The following is a 19,539-nucleotide window of genomic DNA, read 5'->3' on the forward strand; positions in this document are numbered from 1 at the left end:
GGCGCCGAAACAACCGGGGTGCAGCATGGCCGTATGACCGCAGAGCCCGCTCCCGCCCCCTCCTTCGCCGGCCTCCACCACCGTCCGGGCGAGCCGCTGCTGCTGCCCAACGCCTGGGACCACGCCTCGGCCGCCGTCCTCGCCGCCCGGGGGTTCCCGGCGATCGGCACGACCAGCCTGGCGGTCGCGGCGGCCGTGGGGCGGCCCGACGGGGAGGGCGCGACCCGCGAGCACACCGTGGGTCTCGCCCTGATCCTCGGCTCCGGACCGTACCTCCTCTCGGTCGACGCCGAGGACGGCTTCAGCGACGACCCGGCCGAAGTCGTCCAGCTGGCACGCGAGTTGTGGGCCGTTGGAGCCGTCGGCGTCAACCTGGAGGACGGCCTGGGCCCGGTCCGGCGGCACGCGGCGAAGATCGCCGCCGTCAAGGCGGCCGTGCCGGGCCTGTTCGTCAACGCCCGTACCGACACCTACTGGTCGGGCGACGGCGACGAGAAGGAGACCCTGCGCCGGCTCGACGCCTACCAGGAAGCGGGCGCCGACGGGGTGTTCGTACCCGGCGTCACCGACCCGGGGCGCATCGCGGCCCTCGTCCGGCACACCGCCGTCCCCCTCAACGTCCTCCACTCGCCCACCGGACCCACGCTCGGTCACCTCGCCGGGCTCGGCGTGCGCCGCGTCAGCCTCGGCTCGCTGCTGTACCGGCGGGCGCTGGGCGCGGCCCTGGACGCGGTGACCGACATCGCGGCCGGGCGCGCCCCGGCCGGTACGACCCCGTCCTACGCCGATGTCCGCGCACTGGAACGCAGTGTCTCGGCGAGCGAGTCGGCGAACTCCACGGGGTGATCCAGCGTGCCGAGGTGCCCGCCGGGGAACTCGGTGAAGGCACAGCCCATGCGTGCGGCGAGGAACTCGGTCGTGCGGTGCAGGAGTTGACCGCGCGACGCGGTCCCGGCGGCGAGGGTGAGCCGGCCCGGCGGCGGGGTCAGGGCGGGCGCGTACGCGGAGAACGGGCGCAGGACACGTGCCAGGAAGACGCCCATCGGGGTCGCCGACCCGCCCTCGGCGGGCGGCCGTCCGGGGCCGTCCAACTGCTCGATCAGCTCGGCCCGGCGCGCCGCCCCGTCCGGCAGGACCGTCACGCACGGCGGTTCGTGCGCGACCACGTGCGCCAGCCGCCCGGGGTACCGCGCCAGCAGGTCCAGCACCGCGATGCCACCGGAGCTGGTGCCGAACACCGACGCCGTCCCGCCCTCCGGCAGCACCTCCTCCAGCACCCGTCGCGCGCCCTCGCTCCAGTCCGCGACCCGCTGCTCGGCGACCGGGTGCCCGAGCCGGCCGTGCGCGAGGCCCAGCGGGTCGTACGTCACCACGGTGAAGCGCGTGGCCAGCCGCTCGGTCAGCGGTCCGAGGCCCATCGGATGCCCGGCCCCGCCCGGCACGAGCAGCAGCACGGGACCTCGGCCCGTGACGTCGTAGGAGGGTGTGTCAGTCATCGTTCTCCTGCTCCCGGGGCCAGTGGACGAGGGCGAGGTGCAGGGCGTCGACGGCCTTGTCCCAGGAGGCCTGTACGTCCCGGTCCGCGCCGAAGCCGCCCGCGCCCTCCAGGAGGCAGTAGCCGTGGAAGGTGCTGCGCAGCAGGCGCACCGCGTCGGTCAAGTCCGGTTCCTCCAGGCCGTACGCGCGCAGCATGCCGTAGGTGATCTGTGCGGTGCGGTGCAGTGCGGAGGAGTCGGCGACGAGGGCCTGGTCCATGCGGATCTGCGTGGCCGCGTACCGGCCCGGGTGCTCAAGGGCGTAGTCCCGGTAGGCGCCGGCGAAGGCCCGCAGCGCCTCCTTGCCCGAGCGGCCGGCCACCGCCGCCGCGATCCGGTCGATCAGCTCGCCGCCCGCGTACAGGGCGAGGCGGGTGCGCAGGTCCTTGAGACCGCGGACGTGCGAGTACAGGCTCGCGTCCTTGACGCCGAAGCGGCGCGCCAGCGCCGAGATGCTGACGTGGTCGAAGCCGGCCTCGTCCGCCAGCTCCGCCGCTGCCGCCACCAGCCGCTCGACGGTCACTCCCACCCGGGCCACCGCCCACCTCCCTTGGGTTCCTAGGTCACAGCCTAGAGTCCCTAGGCAGCGAGGTGTCAACTCGACCCACCAGGCACCGGACGCGCCGATGTTGTCGATGGTCTGGGCGGCGTGGGCGGAGACCTCGGCGGCCGGGGTGGCCGGGGTGGCGGCGGTGCCGGCGGCACTCGCGGGCGGGGAGCCGAGCAGGGCTCCGGTGACGGCCGGCGCGGCCGAGGCGGTCAGCAGGACCGGTTCGCGGGTGCGGGGCCGGGAAGTGGGGGCCGACAGGTGCGGAGGTGAGGCACGTGCATCCCTTCCGTCGTCACGAAGGCGGTGCGGTACGGCTCCTCGCGGGTGCGGTGGTGCGCTTGGTGCCGGTCCGCTGCCCGACGGACTGAAGCGCCCCCTCCAGCGCGAACGTGGCCGCGCCGAGGGACACCGGGTCGGTGGGGATCGGGGAGAGGACGATCTCGGTGGCGGCCAGCGGCCGGCCCAGGGCGTGCCGGGCGACCGCCCGGCGGACCTCCCCGAGCAGCGGTTCGCCCAGCCGGGAGGCCACCCAGCTGCTGAGGACGACCACTTCGGGGTTGAGGAGATTGATCAGGTCGGAGATGCCGGCGCCGAGGTAACGGGCCGTGTCCCGGACGACCTTGAGCGCGATCGGGTCGTCCTGGGCGACCGCGCGGGCCAGCGCGTCGATGGTGGCCGTCTGGTCCCCGGGGTGCAACAGGACCGAGCGCGGGTCGAGTTCGCGCAGGTTCTGCATGATGCCCGGTGCGCCGACGTACGTCTCCACGCAGCCGTGGTTGCCGCAGTGGCACAGCCGGCCGTCCAGCACGAGCGTGGTGTGGCCCCACTCGCCGGCGCTGTTGCTCACCCCGCGGTGCAGACCGCCGCCGAGGGCCAGACCGGCGCCCACCCCGGTGCCGAGGTTGACCACGACGGCGTCCCCGCGGCCCCGCGCCGCCCCGCACCACAGCTCGGCCACCGCGCAGGCACGCAACGGGTTGTCCAGGTACAGCGGGTAGGCGATGTGTCCGGCGAGCAGACCGAGCAACGGCACGTCGTGCCAGTCCCAGTTGGGCGCGTACTCGGCGACCCCGGTGTCCCGGTCGACCTGGCCCGGCACGCTCACCCCGACGCCCAGCACCCGGGCCGCCTCGATGCCGGCCTGGGCGACCACCGAGCCGACCGCGGCGGCGACGTGCCCGACCACCTGCTCGGGCCGGCTCTCGCCGGGCCGCATGTCCTCGTCGGCGCGGGCCAGCACGTTCAACGCCAGGTCGAACAGTTCCACGTGGACGTACGTCTCGGCGATGTCCACGCCGATCAGCGCGCCGCCCGACGCGTTGACGGCGACCAGCCCGCGGGGGCGGCCCCCGGCCGAGTCCTCGAACCCGACCTCGGTGATCACGCGGAGGTCCAGCAGCTCACCGACGAGCGTGGCCACCGTGGCGAGGCTCAGTCCGGTGGCCGCGGCCAGCTCCTGACGGGAGGTGGGGGACTCGGCGATGATCTGGCGCAGCACCTCGTAGCGGTTCGCGGTGCGGATGTCACGTGAGGTGCGCTTCACGTGGCTGCCCCTCCCCTCCCGTGCGGACCGGTGCGGGCCGGGGCGGCTCCGGCACCGGCGCGGGCGTCAGGCTATGGGCTGTGAGGGACTTTCGACAAGGGGTTTGGAAAGGGGCTGGAGGAAGTCGGGGGAGGCGCCCCGGCGAACGGCCGTCAGTGGTCGAGGAGATCCCGCACGAAGGCGTTGGCGAACGTGCCGGAAGGGTCCAGGGCGCGGACCAGGTCCCGGAAGTCGGCGAACCGCGCGTACCGCCCGCGCAGTACGGCCGAGGGGATCCGGAAGACCTTCCCCCAGTGCGGGCGCGGGTCGAACGGCTCCAGTACCTCCTCCAGCCGGCGCACCACGGGCAGCACCGCCGCCTCGTCCTTCACCCAGGTGAAGTGCAGTGCGACCGAGTCCCGTCCGTGGGCCGGGCTCAGCCACTGCGGGTCGGCGGCGACCGTCCGCACCTCGCAGGTCTGCAACACGCCGGCGACCGTCTCCCGGATGCCGTCGATCGCGTGCAGCGCGTCGAGGGCCGCCGGTCGCGGCAGCAGGTACTCCGACTGGATCTCCTCCCCGCTGCTCGGCGTGAACTCGGCCCGGAAGTGCGGCAACCGCTCGTGCCAGGGCCCCGGCACCCCGAGCTGCTCCGTGCAGTTCGCCGCGGGCATGCCCGGCACCGGGTGCAGCGGCTCCGTCGCGGGCGCCGCCCATGGGAAGTCCACCGCCGGCCGGTCCGTGCGCCGCTTGACCCACACCTGCCGGAAGCCCGGCCGCCGCCAGTCGGTGAAGAGGCTCACGCTGTACCCGGCGGCGGCGACGGTCTCGAAGTCCAGGCCGTCCAGGGGGAGTTCGGTGTAGACCCGCTGCTCCATCCCGTACGCCGGCTCCAGGTCGAGGGTGAGCGCGGTGACGACGCCCAGCGCGCCGAGGGAGGTGACCGCACCGCCGAACCGCGCGTCGTCCCGGCCGATCGTTTTGGTCGTGCCGTCCGCGACGACCATCTCCACCTCGCGGACCGCCGATGCCAGCGGGCCGTTGGTCACGCCCGAGCCGTGCGTGCCCGTCGCCACCGAACCGGCCACCGAGATGTGCGGCAGGGAGGCCATGTTGGGCAGGGCGAGACCGTGCGCGTGGACCGTGCGGGCCAGTTCGGCGTAGCGGACCCCGCCCGACACCCGGACCGAACGCGCGGCCGTGTCGACGTCGATCGTCCGCGGCAGCCCGGCGGTGGACACCAGGACGCCGTCCGGGCCCGGGTCGGCGATCCGGTTGAAGGAGTGTCCGCTGCCCAGTGTCCGCACCCGCGCGTTGCCCGCCACCAGCGCCGCGAGCTCCTCCGGCGTGCGCGGCCGGTGGAACTCGCGCGCCGCGTACGTGACGGTGCGTGCCCAGTTGGTGACCGCGCCCGTGCCGGTGGCCCCGGCCCCCGTCGTCCCCGTGGTCCCTGCGGTCTCAGCCATCCCTGCGTCCTCTCCCGGAGCGTTGCGTCTGCGTTGACCCTCTCATTCGGCGCCGCCTACCGTAGAGACCGGTTGCTGTCCGAGCGTCACCGAGCCGGAAGGTCCCTTCCTTGCCCGAGCGTCCCCAGGCGCTGTTCGCCATGACAGCCCGGAACGTGCCGCTCGTCTTCCCGCCGGAACTGCTGGCCCGGCTGCGCGCGTGCGTGGACCTCGATCCCGCTCTGGTGGCGCACGACTTCACCGGGGCCCGGGTGCGGGAGGTCCTCGCCCGCACCGAGATCCTGATCACCGGCTGGGGCTGTCCCCGCCTGGACGCGGCCGTCCTGGCCGCCGCGCCGAAGCTGCGCGCCGTGCTGCACGCGGCCGGCTCGGTCAAGGGGTTCACCGCGCCCGAGGTGTGGCAGCGGGGCATCGCCGTCTCCTCGGCCGCCGCCGCCAACGCCGTGCCCGTCGCCGAGTACACCCTCGCCATGATCCTGCTCGCCGGGAAGGACGTCTTCGCCCTCCGCGACCGGCTGCGCGACCGGCGCGCCTTTCCCTACGGCGACATCCTGCCCGGCATCGGCAACCATGGCCGCCGCGTCGGCGTCGTCGGCGCCTCCCGGATCGGCCGCCGCCTGCTCGGACTGCTCCGCCCGCACGACCTCGCGGTCACGCTCGCCGACCCGTACGTGGACGCGGCGGAGGCCGCCCGGCTCGGCGCAGCGCTGCTGCCGCTGGACGAACTGCTGCGCACCTCGGACATCGTGACGCTGCACGCCCCGCAGACCGCCGAGACCCGCCATCTGATCGGCGCCCGGGAACTCGCCCTGATGCCCGCCGGGTCCGTGCTCGTCAACACCGCGCGCGGCGCCCTGGTCGACCACGAGGCACTGATCGCGGAGCTGCGCGCCGGACGCCTCGGCGCCGTGCTGGACGTGACCGACCCCGAACCGCTGCCCGCCGACTCCCCGCTGTACGACCTGCCGAACGCCTTCCTCACCCCGCACCTGGCCGGCTCGCAGGGCAACGAGGTGGCCCGGCTGGGGCGGGTGGTCGTGGAGGAGGCCGAGCGGCTGTCGGCCGGCGTCGGTCTGCTGCACGCGGTCGACCCCGCGGAACTGGGACGAACGGCCTGAGCGTGCCGGCCGGGGGAGTGGCGGCGCGGCGCCCTGTCGATTTCATCGCCAAAGTGAACAAAAGGGGTGTACCGGTAGGATCGTCGGGGCCCCGGCACAGGGGTGCCGGTGGCGGGGGCATACGGTGAGAGGCGTACGCCTGAGCCGGGAGGAGACAGACGGATGGGCAGTCGTACCGCGCTGGTCGAGGATCTGATGGAGCGGTTCCCGCAGGTGCCGCGGGAAGCCGTCTTCAAGGAGGACCTGCTCCGGGGCGGTGTCGCCTTCGACAAATCCGCTCTCAGTGACAATGAGGACGGGGACGTCAAACCGAAGTCGTACTTCATCTTCTCCTTCGACCACGGCACCCTGCCCGAGCTGGGCGAGGCCGCGCTGCGCCGGCCCCCGGAGGAGATCATCCTGACGGGCGGCCCGTACGACCTGAGGCGCACGGTCGTCTCCGTACGGGTGAACCCCGCCTCGCCGTACCGGGTCGCCGCCGACGAGGAAGGGCTGCTCGGGCTGTACCTCGACGGCCGGCGCGTCGCCGACGTCGGGGTGCCGCCGATGCCCGAGTACTACCGGCACACCCTCTCCAACGGGAAGTCCGTGATGGAGGTCGCGCCCACCATCCAGTGGGGCTACCTGATCTACCTGACCGTCTTCCGGGTCTGCCAGTACTTCGGCGCCAAGGAGGAGTGCCAGTACTGCGACATCAACCACAACTGGCGCCAGCACAAGGCCGCCGGCCGGCCCTACACCGGCGTCAAGGACGTCGAGGAGGTCCTGGAGGCGCTGGAGATCATCGACCGGTACGACACCCAGAAGGCGTCGACGGCCTACACCCTCACCGGCGGCGCGATCACGTCGAAGGTGGCCGGCCGGGACGAGGCCGACTTCTACGGCCACTACGCGAAGGCCATCGAGGAGCGCTTCCCGGGCCGCTGGATCGGCAAGGTCGTCGCGCAGGCGCTGCCCAAGGCGGACGTGCAGCGGTTCAAGGACTACGGCGTGCAGATCTACCACCCCAACTTCGAGGTGTGGGACCGCCGGCTGTTCGAGCTGTACTGCCCCGGCAAGGAGCGCTACGTCGGCCGGGACGAGTGGCACCGCCGCATCCTGGACTCCGCCGAGGTGTTCGGCGCGCGCAACGTGATCCCCAACTTCGTGGCGGGCGTGGAGATGGCCGAGCCGTTCGGCTTCACCACCGTCGACGAGGCCATCGCCTCCACCACCGAGGGCCTGCGCTTCTTCATGTCGCACGGCATCACCCCGCGCTTCACCACCTGGTGCCCGGAGCCCACCACCCCGCTCGGCAAGGCCAACCCGCACGGCGCGCCGCTGGAGTACCACATCCGGCTGCTCCAGGCCTACCGGCAGACCATGGACGACTTCGGCCTGTCCTCCCCGCCCGGCTACGGCCCGCCCGGCCCCGGCCGCGCGGTCTTCTCCGTCAGCTCCTTCATGGACAGCCTGCCCGCGGACGACACGTCGGCGCAGGGCGCGGAGGGGACGGAGACGGGGGAGGAGCCGGTACGGGTGTGACCCGGTGAGGTCCGGGTGTGACCCCGTGAGGTCCGGGTGTGACCCCGTGAGGTCCGCGATTGATCCGGTGAGGTCCGCGTCCGACCCGGTGAGCAGAACCGTGTCCGCGTCCGTACCCAAGGCCGGAGTCGCGGGCTGATCGCGGCACGCGCGCCCGCCGCCACTGTCGGTAGCCGGATGTGAACAGGCCGCTTGTCAGTTGTGGCGGGAGCGTGAAAGGCTCTGTGCCCTGCCGCGGGGTTCCCCGCAACTCCTTTTCCCCTTTGGTGAGTTGCCCTCGCTCGTGGATGCAGGAGTCCCATGCCCGACCTGCCGACCCCTCAGGACGACACCGAGGCCGCGCTGTTCTCGGAGTGCTGGGACGCGGTGCTCTCCTACGCCGACCTGTGCACCTCCGGTTCCCTGACGGCCCACCAGCTCGCCACCGAGGCGTTCACGCTCGGCATGCGCGAGGTCCGCGCCGCCGCGAGCACCCATGTGCGCGGCGCCGGCAGCCGCACCGCACGGCTGCCGACGATCCCGGCGCTGCTCACCGCCGTACGCGCCACCGCCGCCGCCTGGGAGGCCGGCGGGCAGGGGCACAAGCTCGACCCCGAGCTGCGACTGTGGCTCAACTCCGGCAGCGCGGCCCGGTTCTGCGGGCCACCGCTCGGCCGGCCGGTCGCGCTGCGGGGATTGCGGGACATGCAGGAGGCGGACGCCGCCCTGCTCTGGCTGGCCGAGGTGGAGGCGCTCCCGCTGCCCACCGTGGCCCGCCGGCTCGGCCTGGACCCGGCCACCGTCGCCGACGAACTCGACCAGGTCCGCGGCCTGTTCCGGGACCGCTGCCACCGCGCCCACCTCGACTCCCCGATGGACGCGCAGTGCCGCAGCTACGCCCGCCTGCTGGACGCGGTCACCCGCTCGACCGTCGCCGAGACCCCCGGCGACCTCTCCCGGCACCTCGCCACCTGCGTGCGGTGCGCCGAGGCCGCCGCCTGTCTGCGCCTGCACGGCGGCGGACTGCCCGGCGCGCTGGCCGGCGGCGTGATCGGCTGGGGCGGCCTCGCCTACCTGGAGCGGCGCCGCCGCGCCACCGAGGTCCGCCTCGGCGCGGGCCGCCCGGGCGGCGCCGACGCCGACGACCGCGAGGAGGGCACGGGCCGCAGCAGGGTGCTGCGCGGCGGACTCCTCGCCACCGCGGTGCTGCTGTCGGCGCTGGCGCTCGGTGTGTCGATGATGCCGTTCGGCGGCTCCGCCGAGGACACCGCCGCCGCCCAGGACGACCGGCAGCCGGTCGCCGGCCCCGGCGTCTCCCGCACCGCGGCCCGCCCCACCGCCACGCACTCCTCCTCCGCCCCGGCCTCCGCGACCCGCACCGAGCGCCGGCCGGCCCCGCAGAAGCCCGACCCCGAACCCCAGGGCACCTCCTCCGCCACCCACCGCGCGGGCCCGGCGAACACCCCCGCCACCACCCGGCCGGCCGGCTGCCGGGTCGCCTACGAGCTGGACAGCCAGTGGCCCGACGGCTTCCAGGCCACCGTCAGCGTCACCACCGACCAGGCCCTCACCGGCTGGGAGGTGTCCTGGGCCTTCCGCGACGGCCAGCGGGTCGGCCAGATGTGGGACGCCACCGTGCACCAGGACGGCCCCCGCGTCACCGCCACCGCCGCCGACTACAACAAGGCGGTCGCCGCGCACGGCACCCTGTCCTTCGGCTTCCTGGGCTCCTTGACCGGCGGCAACCGCACGCCGTACCGCTTCACGCTCAACGGATCGCCCTGCACGGTCAGTTGACCGCGGGCGAGGAATTTCCGGTCGTGCGGAAAATGCTTTGACGTACCGGCCCGTCCACGGGCTACAGTTGCCTGGCACGCCGAGGTGGTGTGCGGACGCGCGAGCGAGGACGAGGAGGTGTCGACAGATGGCTGTCACTGCGCTGGGCGCTGCCCTCATCCAGGAACTCATCAAGTCCACCTCCGTGGCCGCCGGCTGAACCGACCGCGCACCGTACGCGCCTGCCCGGGGCCACCCTTGTGAAGGGTCTCCCTTGACTTCCACCTCCGCTGAATTCTCCGCACTGGCTCCCTACGGCTGGGACGAGTCCTGGGCCGAGGCGTTCGCCCCGTTCGAGGCCGACGGGCTGCTGCCCGGACGGGTCGTCCGGGTCGACCGCGGACAGTGCGACGTCGTCACCGCGGACGGGACCGTCCGCGCCGACACCGAGTTCGTCGTGCCCCGCGACCCGATGAAGGTCGTGTGCACGGGGGACTGGGTCGCCCTCGACCCCGGCGGCGACCCCCGGTACGTGCGCGCCTACCTGCCGCGCCGCACCGCCTTCGTCCGCTCCACCTCCTCCAAGCGGTCCGAGGGGCAGATCCTCGCCGCCAACGTCGACCACGCCGTCGTCGCCGTCTCCCTCGCCGTCGAACTCGACCTCGGCCGCGTCGAACGCTTCCTCGCCCTCGCCTGGGAGTCCGGCGCCCAGCCCGTCGTCGTCCTCACCAAGGCCGACCTCGTGCCGGACCCGGTCACCCTGGCCCACCTCGTGCAGGACGTGGAGAGCAGCGCGCCCGGCGTGCCCGTCCTCACCGTCAGCGCCCTGCACGGCGACGGACTCGACGTGCTCGTCGCGCTCGTCGGCTCCGGTACGAGCGTGCTGCTCGGCCAGTCCGGCGCGGGCAAGTCCACCCTCGCCAACGCGCTCGTCGGCGCCGACGTCATGGACGTGCAGGCGGCCCGCGACGTCGACGGCAAGGGGCGGCACACCACGACCACCCGCAACCTGCTCGCCCTGCCCTCCGGCGGGGTGCTCATCGACACCCCCGGCCTGCGGGGCGTCGGCCTCTTCGACGCCGAGACCGGCGTCGGGCAGGTGTTCACCGAGATCGAGGAACTGGCCGAGCGGTGCCGGTTCCAGGACTGCGCCCACGAGTCCGAACCGGGCTGCGCGGTGCGGTCCGCCGTGGAGCACGGGGAGCTTCCGCAGCGGCGGCTGGAGAGCTACCGGAAGCTGCTGCGGGAGAACCAGTGGATCGTGGCCAAGACGGACGCCAGGGTCCGTGCGGAGCTGCGCCGGGAGTACAGGCGGAAGGGAGCCGAGGGGAAGGCGGCGATGGAGGCCAAGCGGGGGCGGTGGGCGTAGGGACACCCCGGCCGCGCCCGCCGGCTCCACGTCCGATTTCCGCTGGCCCCTCCCTCCCGCCCGCTCCACACTGGACCACGTGAAGGACGAAGACAGCAGGTACGAGGCGGTGCGGAGCCGGGACGGGCGGTTCGACGGGGTGTTCTTCTTCGCCGTCGAGACCACCGGCATCTACTGCCGGCCCAGCTGCCCGGCCGTGACGCCGAAACGGCGCAACGTACGGTTCTTCGCGACGGCCGCCGCCGCGCAGGGCTCCGGATTCCGGGCCTGCCGGCGGTGCCGGCCGGACGCCGTGCCGGGCTCGGCGGAGTGGAACGTCCGCGCGGACGTCGTCGGCCGGGCCATGCGCCTGATCGCCGACGGCGTCGTGGACCGCGAAGGCGTCGCCGGGCTCGCCGCGCGGCTCGGCTACAGCGCCCGGCAGGTCCAGCGGCAGCTCACCGCCGAGCTGGGCGCCGGGCCCGTGGCGCTCGCCCGCGCCCAGCGGGCGCACACCGCGCGGGTGCTGCTGCGGACCACCGACCTGCCGGTCACCGAGATCGCGTTCGCGTCCGGGTTCGCCAGCGTGCGGCAGTTCAACGACACCATCCGGGAGGTGTACGCCGCGACCCCCACCGAGGTGCGGGCCGCCGCCCCCCGAAGCCGCGCCGCCCGCCGGACCGCACCCGGCGCCGGCATCCCGCTCCGGCTCGCCCACCGCGGCCCCTACCAGTCCGCCGCCGTCTTCGACCAGCTCGCGCGGGAGGCCGTACCGGGCGTCGAGGAGGTGACCGGCGCCCCCGGCGCCCGCACCTACCGGCGCACCCTGCGCCTGCCGTACGGCACCGGCCTCGCCGCCGTCGACGAACGCGCCCGCACCCCGCGGGCCGGCACCGGCACCCGCCCGGGCGGCTGGCTCGACGCCCGGCTGCACCTCACCGACCCCCGGGACCTCACCACCGCCGTGCAGCGGCTGCGCCGGCTGTTCGACCTGGACGCAGACCCGTACGCCGTCGACGAACGGCTCGGCGCCGACCCCCGGCTCGCCCCGCTGGTCGCCGCCCGGCCCGGACTGCGCTCGCCCGGCGCCGTGGACCCGCTGGAGCCCGCCGTACGCGCCCTGGCCGGCATCCGCGGCGCCGAGGAACTGGTGCGCCGGTACGGCAAGGTGCTCGACGCGCCCCACGGCGGCCTGACCCACCTCTTCCCGGAGCCCGCCGTCCTCGCCGAGGCCGAGCCCGGCGGCCCGCTGGGCGCGCTCGCCGCCGCCCTAGCCGACGGCACCGTACGGCTGGACCCGGGCGCCGACCGGCACGACGCCGAGGAGGCCCTGCTCGCCGTGCCCGGCATGGACCCGGCCACCGTCGCCACCCTCCGCGTCCGCGCCCTCGGCGATCCCGACGTCGCCCCGCCCGGCGCCGACGTCCCCGACACCTGGCGGCCCTGGCGGTCGTACGCCGTCCGGCACCTGCTGCTGGCGGGGGAGCCGGTCCGGTGACCGCCCTGTCCACCCGTCCCCTGACCACCGCCGAGCCGAGGAATCCGCTGCGATGACCACCGTCTACTGCACTCACCTGGACGCCCCCGTCGGGCGGCTGCTGCTCACCGCCGACACGGACGGCGCGCTCACCTCCCTGTCCGTGCCCGGACAGAAGGGCGGCCGGACCGTCCAGGACGGCTGGCGGCACGACCCCGGGCCGTTCCGCGCCGCCGCCGACCAGCTCGCCGCCTACTTCGCCGGGGAACTCAAGGAGTTCCGGCTGCCGTTGCGGGCGACCGGCACCGAGTTCCGGCAGCGGGTCTGGGCCGCGCTGGACGAGCTGCCGTACGGCGCCACCGCCACCTACGGCGAGATCGCCGCCCGGATCGGTGCGCCCCGCGCCGCCGTTCGCGCCGTCGGCGGGGCGATCGGCGCCAACCCGCTGCTCATCGTGCGCCCTTGCCACCGGGTGATCGGTGCGAACGGATCGATGACCGGCTACGCGGGGGGACTTGAGCGCAAGGTCCGGCTGCTCACCCTGGAGGGCGTGCTCCCCTGACACGCCGCCCGCCGCGTTCCCCGCCCTGCCACGCCTCCCGCCCCGCGTCCGCCGTGCCTCCGCACCCGCGTCCGCCGTCCCGTGGCTCCCCGGTGCCCCGTTGCGCCGAGCGGGTGGACCCCCGTCGATGTTCCGGCGGCGCGGCCCGCCCGTGTGGCACGGTCGCCTCCGACGGCCGACGGGGAAGGGCGGGCACACATGGACAAGGTCGTACGGGTCCTCGCGGTCCTCCTCCCGGCGCTGCTGCCGGGCCTGACGGCACCGGCCGTCGCCGAGCCGGCCCCGCTGCCCTGGACCGGGAGCTGGGAGACCGCGCCCTCCGGCACCGCCGCCGCGCTGCCCGGCGCCGCCGTCCGCAACGTCGTCCACCTCAGCGTCGGCGGCACCGCGGTCCGCGTCCGGCTCAGCAACCGGCTCGGCACCGCGCCCCTGCGCCTCGGCGCGGTCACCGTCGCGCTGAGCCGGGCGGCCGGCCCCGAGGCCGTACCCGGCACCCTGCGCACCGCCACCTTCCGCAGTGCCACGGAGCTGACCGTACCGGCGGGCGCGGACGCGGTCACCGACCCGGTGCCGCTGCGCGTACCGACCGGAGCCGACCTGCTCGTCACCGTGTACACCCCGGAGAACTCCGGACCCGCCACCTATCACCGCACCGCCCTCCAGACCAGCTACGTGGCCCCGGCCGGCGCCGGCCGGGCCGCCGACGAGGACGGCACCGCGTACACGGCGACCACCAGCCGCTGGTACTACGTCACCGGCGTCGATGTCCGCGGGCCCGCCGCCGGCAGTGTCGTCGCGTTCGGGGACTCGCTCACCGACGGCAACGGCTCGACCCCCGACACCAACCGCCGCTGGCCCGACCGGCTCGCCCAGCGGCTGCGCGAGCGGCGGCTCGGCGTCCTCAACGCGGGCATCGCCGGCAACCGCCTGCTGCTCGACGGCGCCGGACCGAGCGCCCTCGCCCGTCTGGACGCGGACGCGCTGGACCGGGCCGGGGTGCGGGTCCTGGTCGTCTTCGAGGGCATCAACGACATCAAGGGCACCCCGGAGGCGAACGACACCGCCGCCTTCGCGGACGCCTACCGCACCGTGGTGACCCGGGCCCACGCCCGCGGTGTCCGGGTCGTCGGCGTCACCCTCACCCCGTACGGCGGATACCCCGCCTGGACCGCCGCCGGCGAGGCGGTACGGCAGCGGGTGAACGCCTTCATCCGGGACGGTGGCGCCTTCGACGCGGTCGCCGACGCGGACGCGACCGTCCGGGACCCCGACGACCCCGGCCGCATCCTGCCCGCCTACGACCCCGGCGACCACCTGCACTTCAACGACGCGGGCATGGCCGCGGTGGCCGACACCGTCCACCGCGTGCTGACCCAGGGGCCGCTCGGATCCGGCCTGACGGGCCGCGCCCACGCCACGGCGCCGGTCACCCGCACGGCACCGCGCCCGCGACCGGCAGGCAGGTGAGGCCGCACCGGCGCGCCGGCGGTCAGCCGCCCGCTCCGCGGGACACCCAGCCGCGTTCGCGGGCGTGCCAGCCCAGTTGGAGCCGGGTGGTCACCCCGGCCAGTTCCATCAGGCGTCGTACCCGGCGCTGCACCGTCCGCAGGCCCAGGTCGAGAGCCTTGGCCACGCTCGCGTCGGTCAGCCCCGCCAGCAGCAGCGACAGCACCTTCAGATCGGTGGCGTCCGGGCCGTCCGGCTCGCCCTCGGTCACCCCGGCGGCGCCGAGCCGCAACGGCAGCGCCTCCCGCCACACCGACTCGAACAGTCCGGCGAGGAGCTCCAGCAGCCCGCTGGCGTGCACCACCAGCGCGGCCGGCTCCGCCGTCCTCGACGTCAGCGGCACCATCGCGAGCGACCGGTCGGCCACCACCAGCTTCGTCGGCACCCGGTCCACCACCCGCACCCGCTCGTCCCGGCCGAGCGCCGCCGTCAGCTCGGTGAGCCCGTGCGGCAGGTCCAGCACCGCCCGCTCCACCACCACCCGGTAGCGCACCCCGCGCCCGGCCGCCTGCTCCTCCGCGTCGTTCTCCGTGCCGGAGACGGCCACCGGGTTTTCGGTCACCAGCGCGCACACCTCCTCGGCCGCGCCCAGCTGGAGCTGGAGGAAGCGCTGCGCGACCGCCGAGGCGCCGGTCACCACCTCCACCAGGTCGTGCACCGCCGGCTCGGCCGCCGCCGCCCGGTACTCCTCGGCGAGCAGCGCCGCCGCCAGCTCCGCCTTCTCCAGCTCGTGCCGCTGCTGGGTGAGCAGCGCGCCCAGCGCCACCCCGGGCGGAGCCGCCACCCAGCGGCCCGGCCACGCCGAGGACTGGGCCGCGAGACCCTGCCGCTCCAGCCGGCGCAGCGCCCGCTCGGTGTCGTGCTCGGCCAGCGTCAGGCGCCGCGCCAGATCGGTGACGTCGGCCGCGCCCACGGACACCAGCGCCCGGTACGCCGCCTCGTGCGTCTCGTCCAGCCCTATCGCTGCCAGCATCGCCCCGCGTCCCTCCCCAGTGCACAAACCGACGGAAGCGGAACGACGTGGCGGAAACCGGCCACGGCGCAAACCCGCCGCCGGACATCATCGTCGTACCGGTGGGGACTCTGCCAAGGTGGGTGCGGACGCCGCCGGGCGGTCCTCCCGTGGGGGGTGGGGCCGCCCGGCGGCCACCAGCCGCCGCTCGTACGGCAGTTCACCCGCTCACTCGACCCGTCGTTCGACGGGGGCGATGCGCCGAATTTTCCTGATGCCCCGTTTTCCCACCGCCCGTGCGGTGGACAATGAAGGGCATGAGCCAGCAGGGGGGAAGCCCCGCCCGTCACGACGACGACTGGTGGGGGCAGCTGTACGACGACTCCACCGCGGACACGGGTCCCACGGCAGCGCCCGATTCCCTGGACGACCGCTTCGCCTCGGCGCGGAACGCGGTGGGGGGACGGCCGACGGACACGGCGGAGCCCGGACCGGTGGATCCCGAGCCGGCTGACGCGGTACCGGTCCGTCCCGGAGCAGCCGAGCCGGCGCCGCCGGCACCGGCTCCCGCGAAGGCGCCGGTGCCGACCCAGCGGACCGCGCCGCCGCCACCGCCACAGCCCGCCCTCCCCACCGAGTCCGCCCCGCCCGCCGAGAGCAGTCCACCGCCCTCCGTCGACTACGTCGGTTCCGGTCCCCCCACCTACGATCCCGAGCCCACCGCGCTCCCGCTCGCCGAGCCGGACGGGCTCGGCGAGCTGGTCGCGGACACCGTGCTGGACGGGGCCCGGTACGGCGCCTGCACACTGCGGGCCGTGTCGCTGCGCGGGGACTCGGCCCGGTACCGGGGCGAGCCGCGCCGGGACGCGCTGCTCACCGCGCGGTTCGGGGCGGGGGAGCAGGCTCTGGTCCTGGTCGCGATGGCCACCGGGGCCCGAGCCGCGCCGGATGCGCACCTGGCGGCGGCCGAGGCGTGCCGCTGGATCGGGCGGGCCGTGGGCCGCAGCCACCAGCGGCTCGTGGCGGACATCCGCGCGGCCCGGCGCGGCGACCTGAAGTCGGGTCTGCACCGGCTGACCGACCGCAGTCTCGGCAAGCTCCGCGCGAGCGCCGCCGAACAGGGCCTGGACCCCGAGGAGTACACGGCGAGCCTGCGCTGTCTGCTGCTGCCCGCCGACCCGGACTGCCGGACCCGCGTGTTCTTCGGCGTCGGAGACGGCGGGCTGTTCCGGTTGCGGGACGACGCCTGGCAGGACATCGAGCCGCAGGCCGCGCCCGAGGGCGGCACCGGCGCACCCGTCGCCGGCCCCGGCGCGCCGCCGGAGCGGACGCCCGAGGGTGACCGGCTGACGATGGACCTCGGCCTCCCGGCCCCGCCGAGCCCGTTCGAGCCCGCGGTGCCGGCCCCGCAGCCGCCCCGCGAGCCGTTCCGGTTCCGGGCCTCGGTAGCCCGCACGGGTGATGCGCTGGTGATGTGCACGGCGGGCCTGGCCGGCCCCCTGCGCGACGAGCCCGCCCTCTGCGCCTACCTGGCCCGTCGCTGGTCGGGCCGTACTCCGCCGGGTCTCGCCGCCTTCCTCGCCGACGCCCAGGTACGGGTGAAGGGCTACGCCGACGACCGTACGGCGGCGGCCGTGTGGGAGGCGTGATCACCGCCCCTGTGGATTGATGGAACGGGTAGGCCGTATCCCGGGACAGTGAAGGGGCTGACGCGCGCCATGGCCAAACAGAACGTCGCCGAGCAGTTCGTCGACATCCTCGTCCGCGCCGGGGTGCGGCGCCTGTACGGCGTCGTCGGCGACAGCCTCAACCCGGTCGTGGACGCCGTCCGCCGCAACGCCGCCATCGACTGGATCCACGTACGCCACGAGGAGACCGCCGCCTTCGCGGCCGGCGCCGAGGCACAGATCACCGGGAAGCTGGCCGCCTGCGCCGGCTCCTGCGGCCCGGGCAACCTGCACCTGATCAACGGCCTGTACGACGCCCACCGCTCGATGGCCCCGGTGCTGGCCCTCGCCTCGCACATCCCGTCGAGCGAGATCGGCCTCGGCTACTTCCAGGAGACCCATCCGGAACGGCTGTTCCAGGAGTGCAGCCACTACTGCGAGCTGATCTCCAGCCCGAAGCAGATGCCCCGGCTGCTCCAGACCGCCATCCAGCACGCGGTCGGCCGCAGCGGGGTGAGCGTGGTGGCCCTGCCCGGCGACATCGCCGCCGAGCCGGCCCCGGAGAAGGCGGCGCAGAGCGCGCTCGTGACCTCACGGCCCACCGTGCGGCCGGGCGACGCCGAGATCGACGCGCTCGCGGAGATGATCGACGCGGCCGGCAGGGTCACCCTGTTCTGCGGGAGCGGCACGGCCGGCGCCCACGCCGAGGTCATGGAGTTCGCCGGGAAGATCAAGTCGCCGGTCGGGCACGCGCTGCGCGGCAAGGAGTTCATCCAGTACGACAACCCGTACGACGTCGGCATGAGCGGACTGCTCGGCTACGGCGCCGCCTACGAGGCCACCCACGAGTGCGATCTGCTGATCCTGGTCGGCACCGACTTCCCGTACAACGCGTTCCTGCCGGACGACGTGCGGATCGCGCAGATCGACGTACGGCCCGAGGTGCTCGGCCGCCGCTCGCGGCTCGACCTGGCCGTGTGGGGCGATGCCCGCGAGACGCTGCGGTGCCTGATCCCGCGTGTGAAGGAGAAGACGGACCGGCGCTTCCTCGACCGGATGTTGAAGAAGCACGCCGACGCGCTGGAGGGCGTGGTCAAGGCGTACACCCGGAAGGTCGACAAGCACATCCCGATCCACCCCGAGTACGTGGCCGCCGTACTGGACGAAGTCGCCGACGGGGACGCCGTGTTCACCGTGGACACCGGGATGTGCAACGTCTGGACCGCCCGGTACGTCTCGCCCAACGGCCGCCGCCGGATCATCGGTTCCTTCTCGCACGGGTCGATGGCGAACGCGCTGCCGATGGCGATCGGTGCCCAGTTCACCGACCGGCGCCGGCAGGTGGTCGCCATGGCCGGGGACGGCGGATTCTCCATGCTGATGGGGGACTTCCTGACCCTCGTGCAGCACGACCTGCCGGTCAAGGTGGTGCTGTTCAACAACTCCTCCCTCGGCATGGTCGAGCTGGAGATGCTGGTCGCCGGACTGCCCTCGTACGGCACCGGCAACACCAACCCCGACTTCGCCGCCGTCGCCCGGGCCTGCGGCGCGTACGGCGTGCGCGTGGAGAAGCCGAAGCAGCTCGCGGCGGCCCTCAAGGACGCCTTCAGGCACAAGGGGCCCGCCCTGGTGGACGTCGTCACCGACCCCAACGCGCTGTCCATCCCGCCGAAGATCAGCGCCGAGATGGTCACCGGGTTCGCGCTGTCCGCCTCCAAGATCGTGCTGGACGGCGGGGTCGGCCGGATGCTCCAGATGGCCCGCTCCAACCTGCGCAACGTACCGCGGCCCTAAGGGGAGTGATTTCGGCCAGTTTCACGTGGCGTGACGATGCGACGTCAACCGGTGCCGGACGCGGCCGGACCGGTGTCCCGGGACGTCCGTGGCGTCCGGCGGCGTCCGGTGAGCGCGAGGTCCGGCCGCCGCGGTGTCCGACAGCCGGACCGGGCGGGGCACGGATATGGCTGAACCACCGGTCATCGGGCATGCGCCAGGACTGCCCGGGAGCCTGCTGGGCAAGCATCCCCCCGTGAACGTGTTCGACCAGGAGGGGCAGGGACCGGCGGCGTGCGGGCGGGGGTCATGAAGAGGCAGGCGCGAGGGGGCGGTCCCGTGACGGTAGGGGCCTTCTCGGCGACAACGGGGGAACGGACCGACACCATCACCGAACACGCGCGGCAACTGCGGCGCGAGCTGGGCCGGGCGGACCTCAGGGCGGTGCCGGAGGCCCGCCGGGAGCTGCGCGAACTGCTGCGGCACTGGGGCAAACCGGGCCGCTCGGAGATAGCCGAACTGCTCACCAGCGAACTCGTCACCAACGCGCTCGTCCACACCGATGACGACGCCGTGCTCACGGCCGTCGTGGACCCGGGCGGACTGCGCGTGGAGGTGCGGGACTTCGTGGCCCGCAGACCCGAGCCGCACGCGCCGGAGACGGACGACGACACCCACGGCCGGGGCCTGCTGCTGGTGCGGTCCCTCGCCGACGCCTGGGGCGTACGGCCGCACGAGGTGGGCAAGTCGGTGTGGTTCGAACTCGGCGCCGAGGCGGCGTGAG

General features: G+C 74.5%; 16 protein-coding genes. 11 read left to right on the forward strand and 5 right to left on the reverse strand.

Going from position 1 to position 19,539, the window contains the following annotated elements:
* Positions 1-33: 33 nt before the first annotated feature.
* Positions 34-846, forward strand: a complete 813-nt coding sequence (locus tag IE294_RS01830) for an isocitrate lyase/PEP mutase family protein (protein ID WP_189881535.1) — start codon at positions 34-36, stop codon at positions 844-846.
* On the opposite strand, the gene IE294_RS01835 is transcribed toward IE294_RS01830, so the two are convergent.
* From IE294_RS01835 to IE294_RS01850, 4 genes are all read right to left on the reverse strand, one after another.
* Positions 780-1,496 (reverse strand): alpha/beta fold hydrolase, encoded by a 717-nt coding sequence (locus tag IE294_RS01835; RefSeq protein WP_189881538.1) that lies wholly within the window; start codon positions 1,494-1,496, stop codon positions 780-782. The two genes, IE294_RS01830 and IE294_RS01835, sit on opposite strands and share 67 nt — an antisense overlap.
* Positions 1,489-2,073 (reverse strand): TetR/AcrR family transcriptional regulator, encoded by a 585-nt coding sequence (locus tag IE294_RS01840; protein ID WP_189881540.1) that lies wholly within the window; start codon positions 2,071-2,073, stop codon positions 1,489-1,491. Before IE294_RS01840 ends, IE294_RS01835 begins: the two co-directional genes overlap by 8 nt.
* Positions 2,074-2,377: 304 nt before the next feature.
* Complete coding sequence (locus IE294_RS01845) at positions 2,378-3,628, reverse strand: ROK family transcriptional regulator (RefSeq protein WP_189881542.1); 1,251 nt, start codon at positions 3,626-3,628, stop codon at positions 2,378-2,380.
* A 152-nt stretch (positions 3,629-3,780) separates the two neighbouring features.
* Positions 3,781-5,073 carry an FAD-binding protein gene (locus tag IE294_RS01850; protein WP_189881544.1) on the reverse strand — a complete coding sequence of 431 codons (1,293 nt, stop codon included), beginning with the start codon at positions 5,071-5,073 and terminating at the stop codon, positions 3,781-3,783.
* A 110-nt stretch (positions 5,074-5,183) separates the two neighbouring features.
* On the opposite strand from IE294_RS01850, the gene IE294_RS01855 reads away from it, so the two are divergent.
* The 7 genes from IE294_RS01855 (at position 5,184) to IE294_RS01885 (ending at position 14,324) form a co-directional block, all read left to right on the forward strand.
* A complete protein-coding gene (locus IE294_RS01855) occupies positions 5,184-6,191 on the forward strand; it encodes a hydroxyacid dehydrogenase (protein ID WP_189881546.1) in 1,008 nt (335 codons plus the stop codon).
* Positions 6,192-6,353: 162 nt separating this feature from the next.
* Positions 6,354-7,715, forward strand: a complete 1,362-nt coding sequence (locus IE294_RS01860; protein ID WP_189881548.1) for a radical SAM protein — start codon at positions 6,354-6,356, stop codon at positions 7,713-7,715.
* 300 nt (positions 7,716-8,015) lie between these two features.
* Positions 8,016-9,491, forward strand: a complete 1,476-nt coding sequence (locus IE294_RS01865) for a cellulose-binding domain-containing protein (protein WP_189881551.1) — start codon at positions 8,016-8,018, stop codon at positions 9,489-9,491.
* Between the two features lie 253 nt (positions 9,492-9,744).
* Positions 9,745-10,839, forward strand: a complete 1,095-nt coding sequence (gene rsgA / locus IE294_RS01870) for a ribosome small subunit-dependent GTPase A (protein ID WP_189881553.1) — start codon at positions 9,745-9,747, stop codon at positions 10,837-10,839.
* Positions 10,840-10,918: 79 nt separating this feature from the next.
* Positions 10,919-12,316, forward strand: coding sequence for a bifunctional transcriptional activator/DNA repair enzyme AdaA (locus tag IE294_RS01875; RefSeq protein WP_189881555.1), 1,398 nt, complete (start codon positions 10,919-10,921; stop codon positions 12,314-12,316).
* A gap of 52 nt (positions 12,317-12,368) precedes the next feature.
* The gene (locus tag IE294_RS01880) at positions 12,369-12,857 is read left to right on the forward strand and encodes a methylated-DNA--[protein]-cysteine S-methyltransferase (protein ID WP_189881557.1); all 489 of its coding nucleotides are present in this window, start codon (positions 12,369-12,371) and stop codon (positions 12,855-12,857) included.
* 198 nt (positions 12,858-13,055) lie between these two features.
* Entirely contained in the window at positions 13,056-14,324 is a 1,269-nt protein-coding gene (locus IE294_RS01885; RefSeq protein ID WP_189881558.1) for an SGNH/GDSL hydrolase family protein, read from the forward strand.
* A gap of 22 nt (positions 14,325-14,346) precedes the next feature.
* Here IE294_RS01885 and IE294_RS01890 read toward each other — a convergent pair whose 3' ends face one another.
* The gene (locus IE294_RS01890) at positions 14,347-15,336 is read right to left on the reverse strand and encodes a helix-turn-helix domain-containing protein (RefSeq protein WP_189881560.1); all 990 of its coding nucleotides are present in this window, start codon (positions 15,334-15,336) and stop codon (positions 14,347-14,349) included.
* A gap of 296 nt (positions 15,337-15,632) precedes the next feature.
* On the opposite strand from IE294_RS01890, the gene IE294_RS01895 reads away from it, so the two are divergent.
* From IE294_RS01895 to IE294_RS01905, 3 genes are all read left to right on the forward strand, one after another.
* Complete coding sequence (locus tag IE294_RS01895) at positions 15,633-16,964, forward strand: protein phosphatase 2C domain-containing protein (RefSeq protein WP_189881562.1); 1,332 nt, start codon at positions 15,633-15,635, stop codon at positions 16,962-16,964.
* Between the two features lie 69 nt (positions 16,965-17,033).
* The gene (locus tag IE294_RS01900) at positions 17,034-18,776 is read left to right on the forward strand and encodes a pyruvate dehydrogenase (protein WP_189881564.1); all 1,743 of its coding nucleotides are present in this window, start codon (positions 17,034-17,036) and stop codon (positions 18,774-18,776) included.
* A gap of 318 nt (positions 18,777-19,094) precedes the next feature.
* A complete protein-coding gene (locus IE294_RS01905; protein WP_189881566.1) occupies positions 19,095-19,538 on the forward strand; it encodes an ATP-binding protein in 444 nt (147 codons plus the stop codon).
* Position 19,539: the final 1 nt, after the last annotated feature.

The organism is Streptomyces canarius, from assembly GCF_014650735.1.
Classification (GTDB): Bacteria; Actinomycetota; Actinomycetes; order Streptomycetales; family Streptomycetaceae; genus Streptomyces; species Streptomyces olivaceoviridis.

Excerpts from the sequence above, each read along its gene's own strand:
- IE294_RS01880 (WP_189881557.1), top strand. The coding sequence starts at position 12,369 with ATGACCACCGTCTACTGCACTCACCTGGACGCCCCCGTCGGGCGGCTG.
- IE294_RS01900 (WP_189881564.1), top strand. The coding sequence starts at position 17,034 with ATGGCCAAACAGAACGTCGCCGAGCAGTTCGTCGACATCCTCGTCCGC.
- IE294_RS01895 (WP_189881562.1), top strand. The coding sequence starts at position 15,633 with ATGAGCCAGCAGGGGGGAAGCCCCGCCCGTCACGACGACGACTGGTGG.
- IE294_RS01850 (WP_189881544.1), bottom strand. The coding sequence starts at position 5,073 with ATGGCTGAGACCGCAGGGACCACGGGGACGACGGGGGCCGGGGCCACC.
- IE294_RS01860 (WP_189881548.1), top strand. The coding sequence starts at position 6,354 with ATGGGCAGTCGTACCGCGCTGGTCGAGGATCTGATGGAGCGGTTCCCG.
- IE294_RS01865 (WP_189881551.1), top strand. The coding sequence starts at position 8,016 with ATGCCCGACCTGCCGACCCCTCAGGACGACACCGAGGCCGCGCTGTTC.
- IE294_RS01890 (WP_189881560.1), bottom strand. The coding sequence starts at position 15,336 with ATGCTGGCAGCGATAGGGCTGGACGAGACGCACGAGGCGGCGTACCGG.
- IE294_RS01835 (WP_189881538.1), bottom strand. The coding sequence starts at position 1,496 with ATGACTGACACACCCTCCTACGACGTCACGGGCCGAGGTCCCGTGCTG.
- IE294_RS01830 (WP_189881535.1), top strand. The coding sequence starts at position 34 with ATGACCGCAGAGCCCGCTCCCGCCCCCTCCTTCGCCGGCCTCCACCAC.
- IE294_RS01885 (WP_189881558.1), top strand. The coding sequence starts at position 13,056 with ATGGACAAGGTCGTACGGGTCCTCGCGGTCCTCCTCCCGGCGCTGCTG.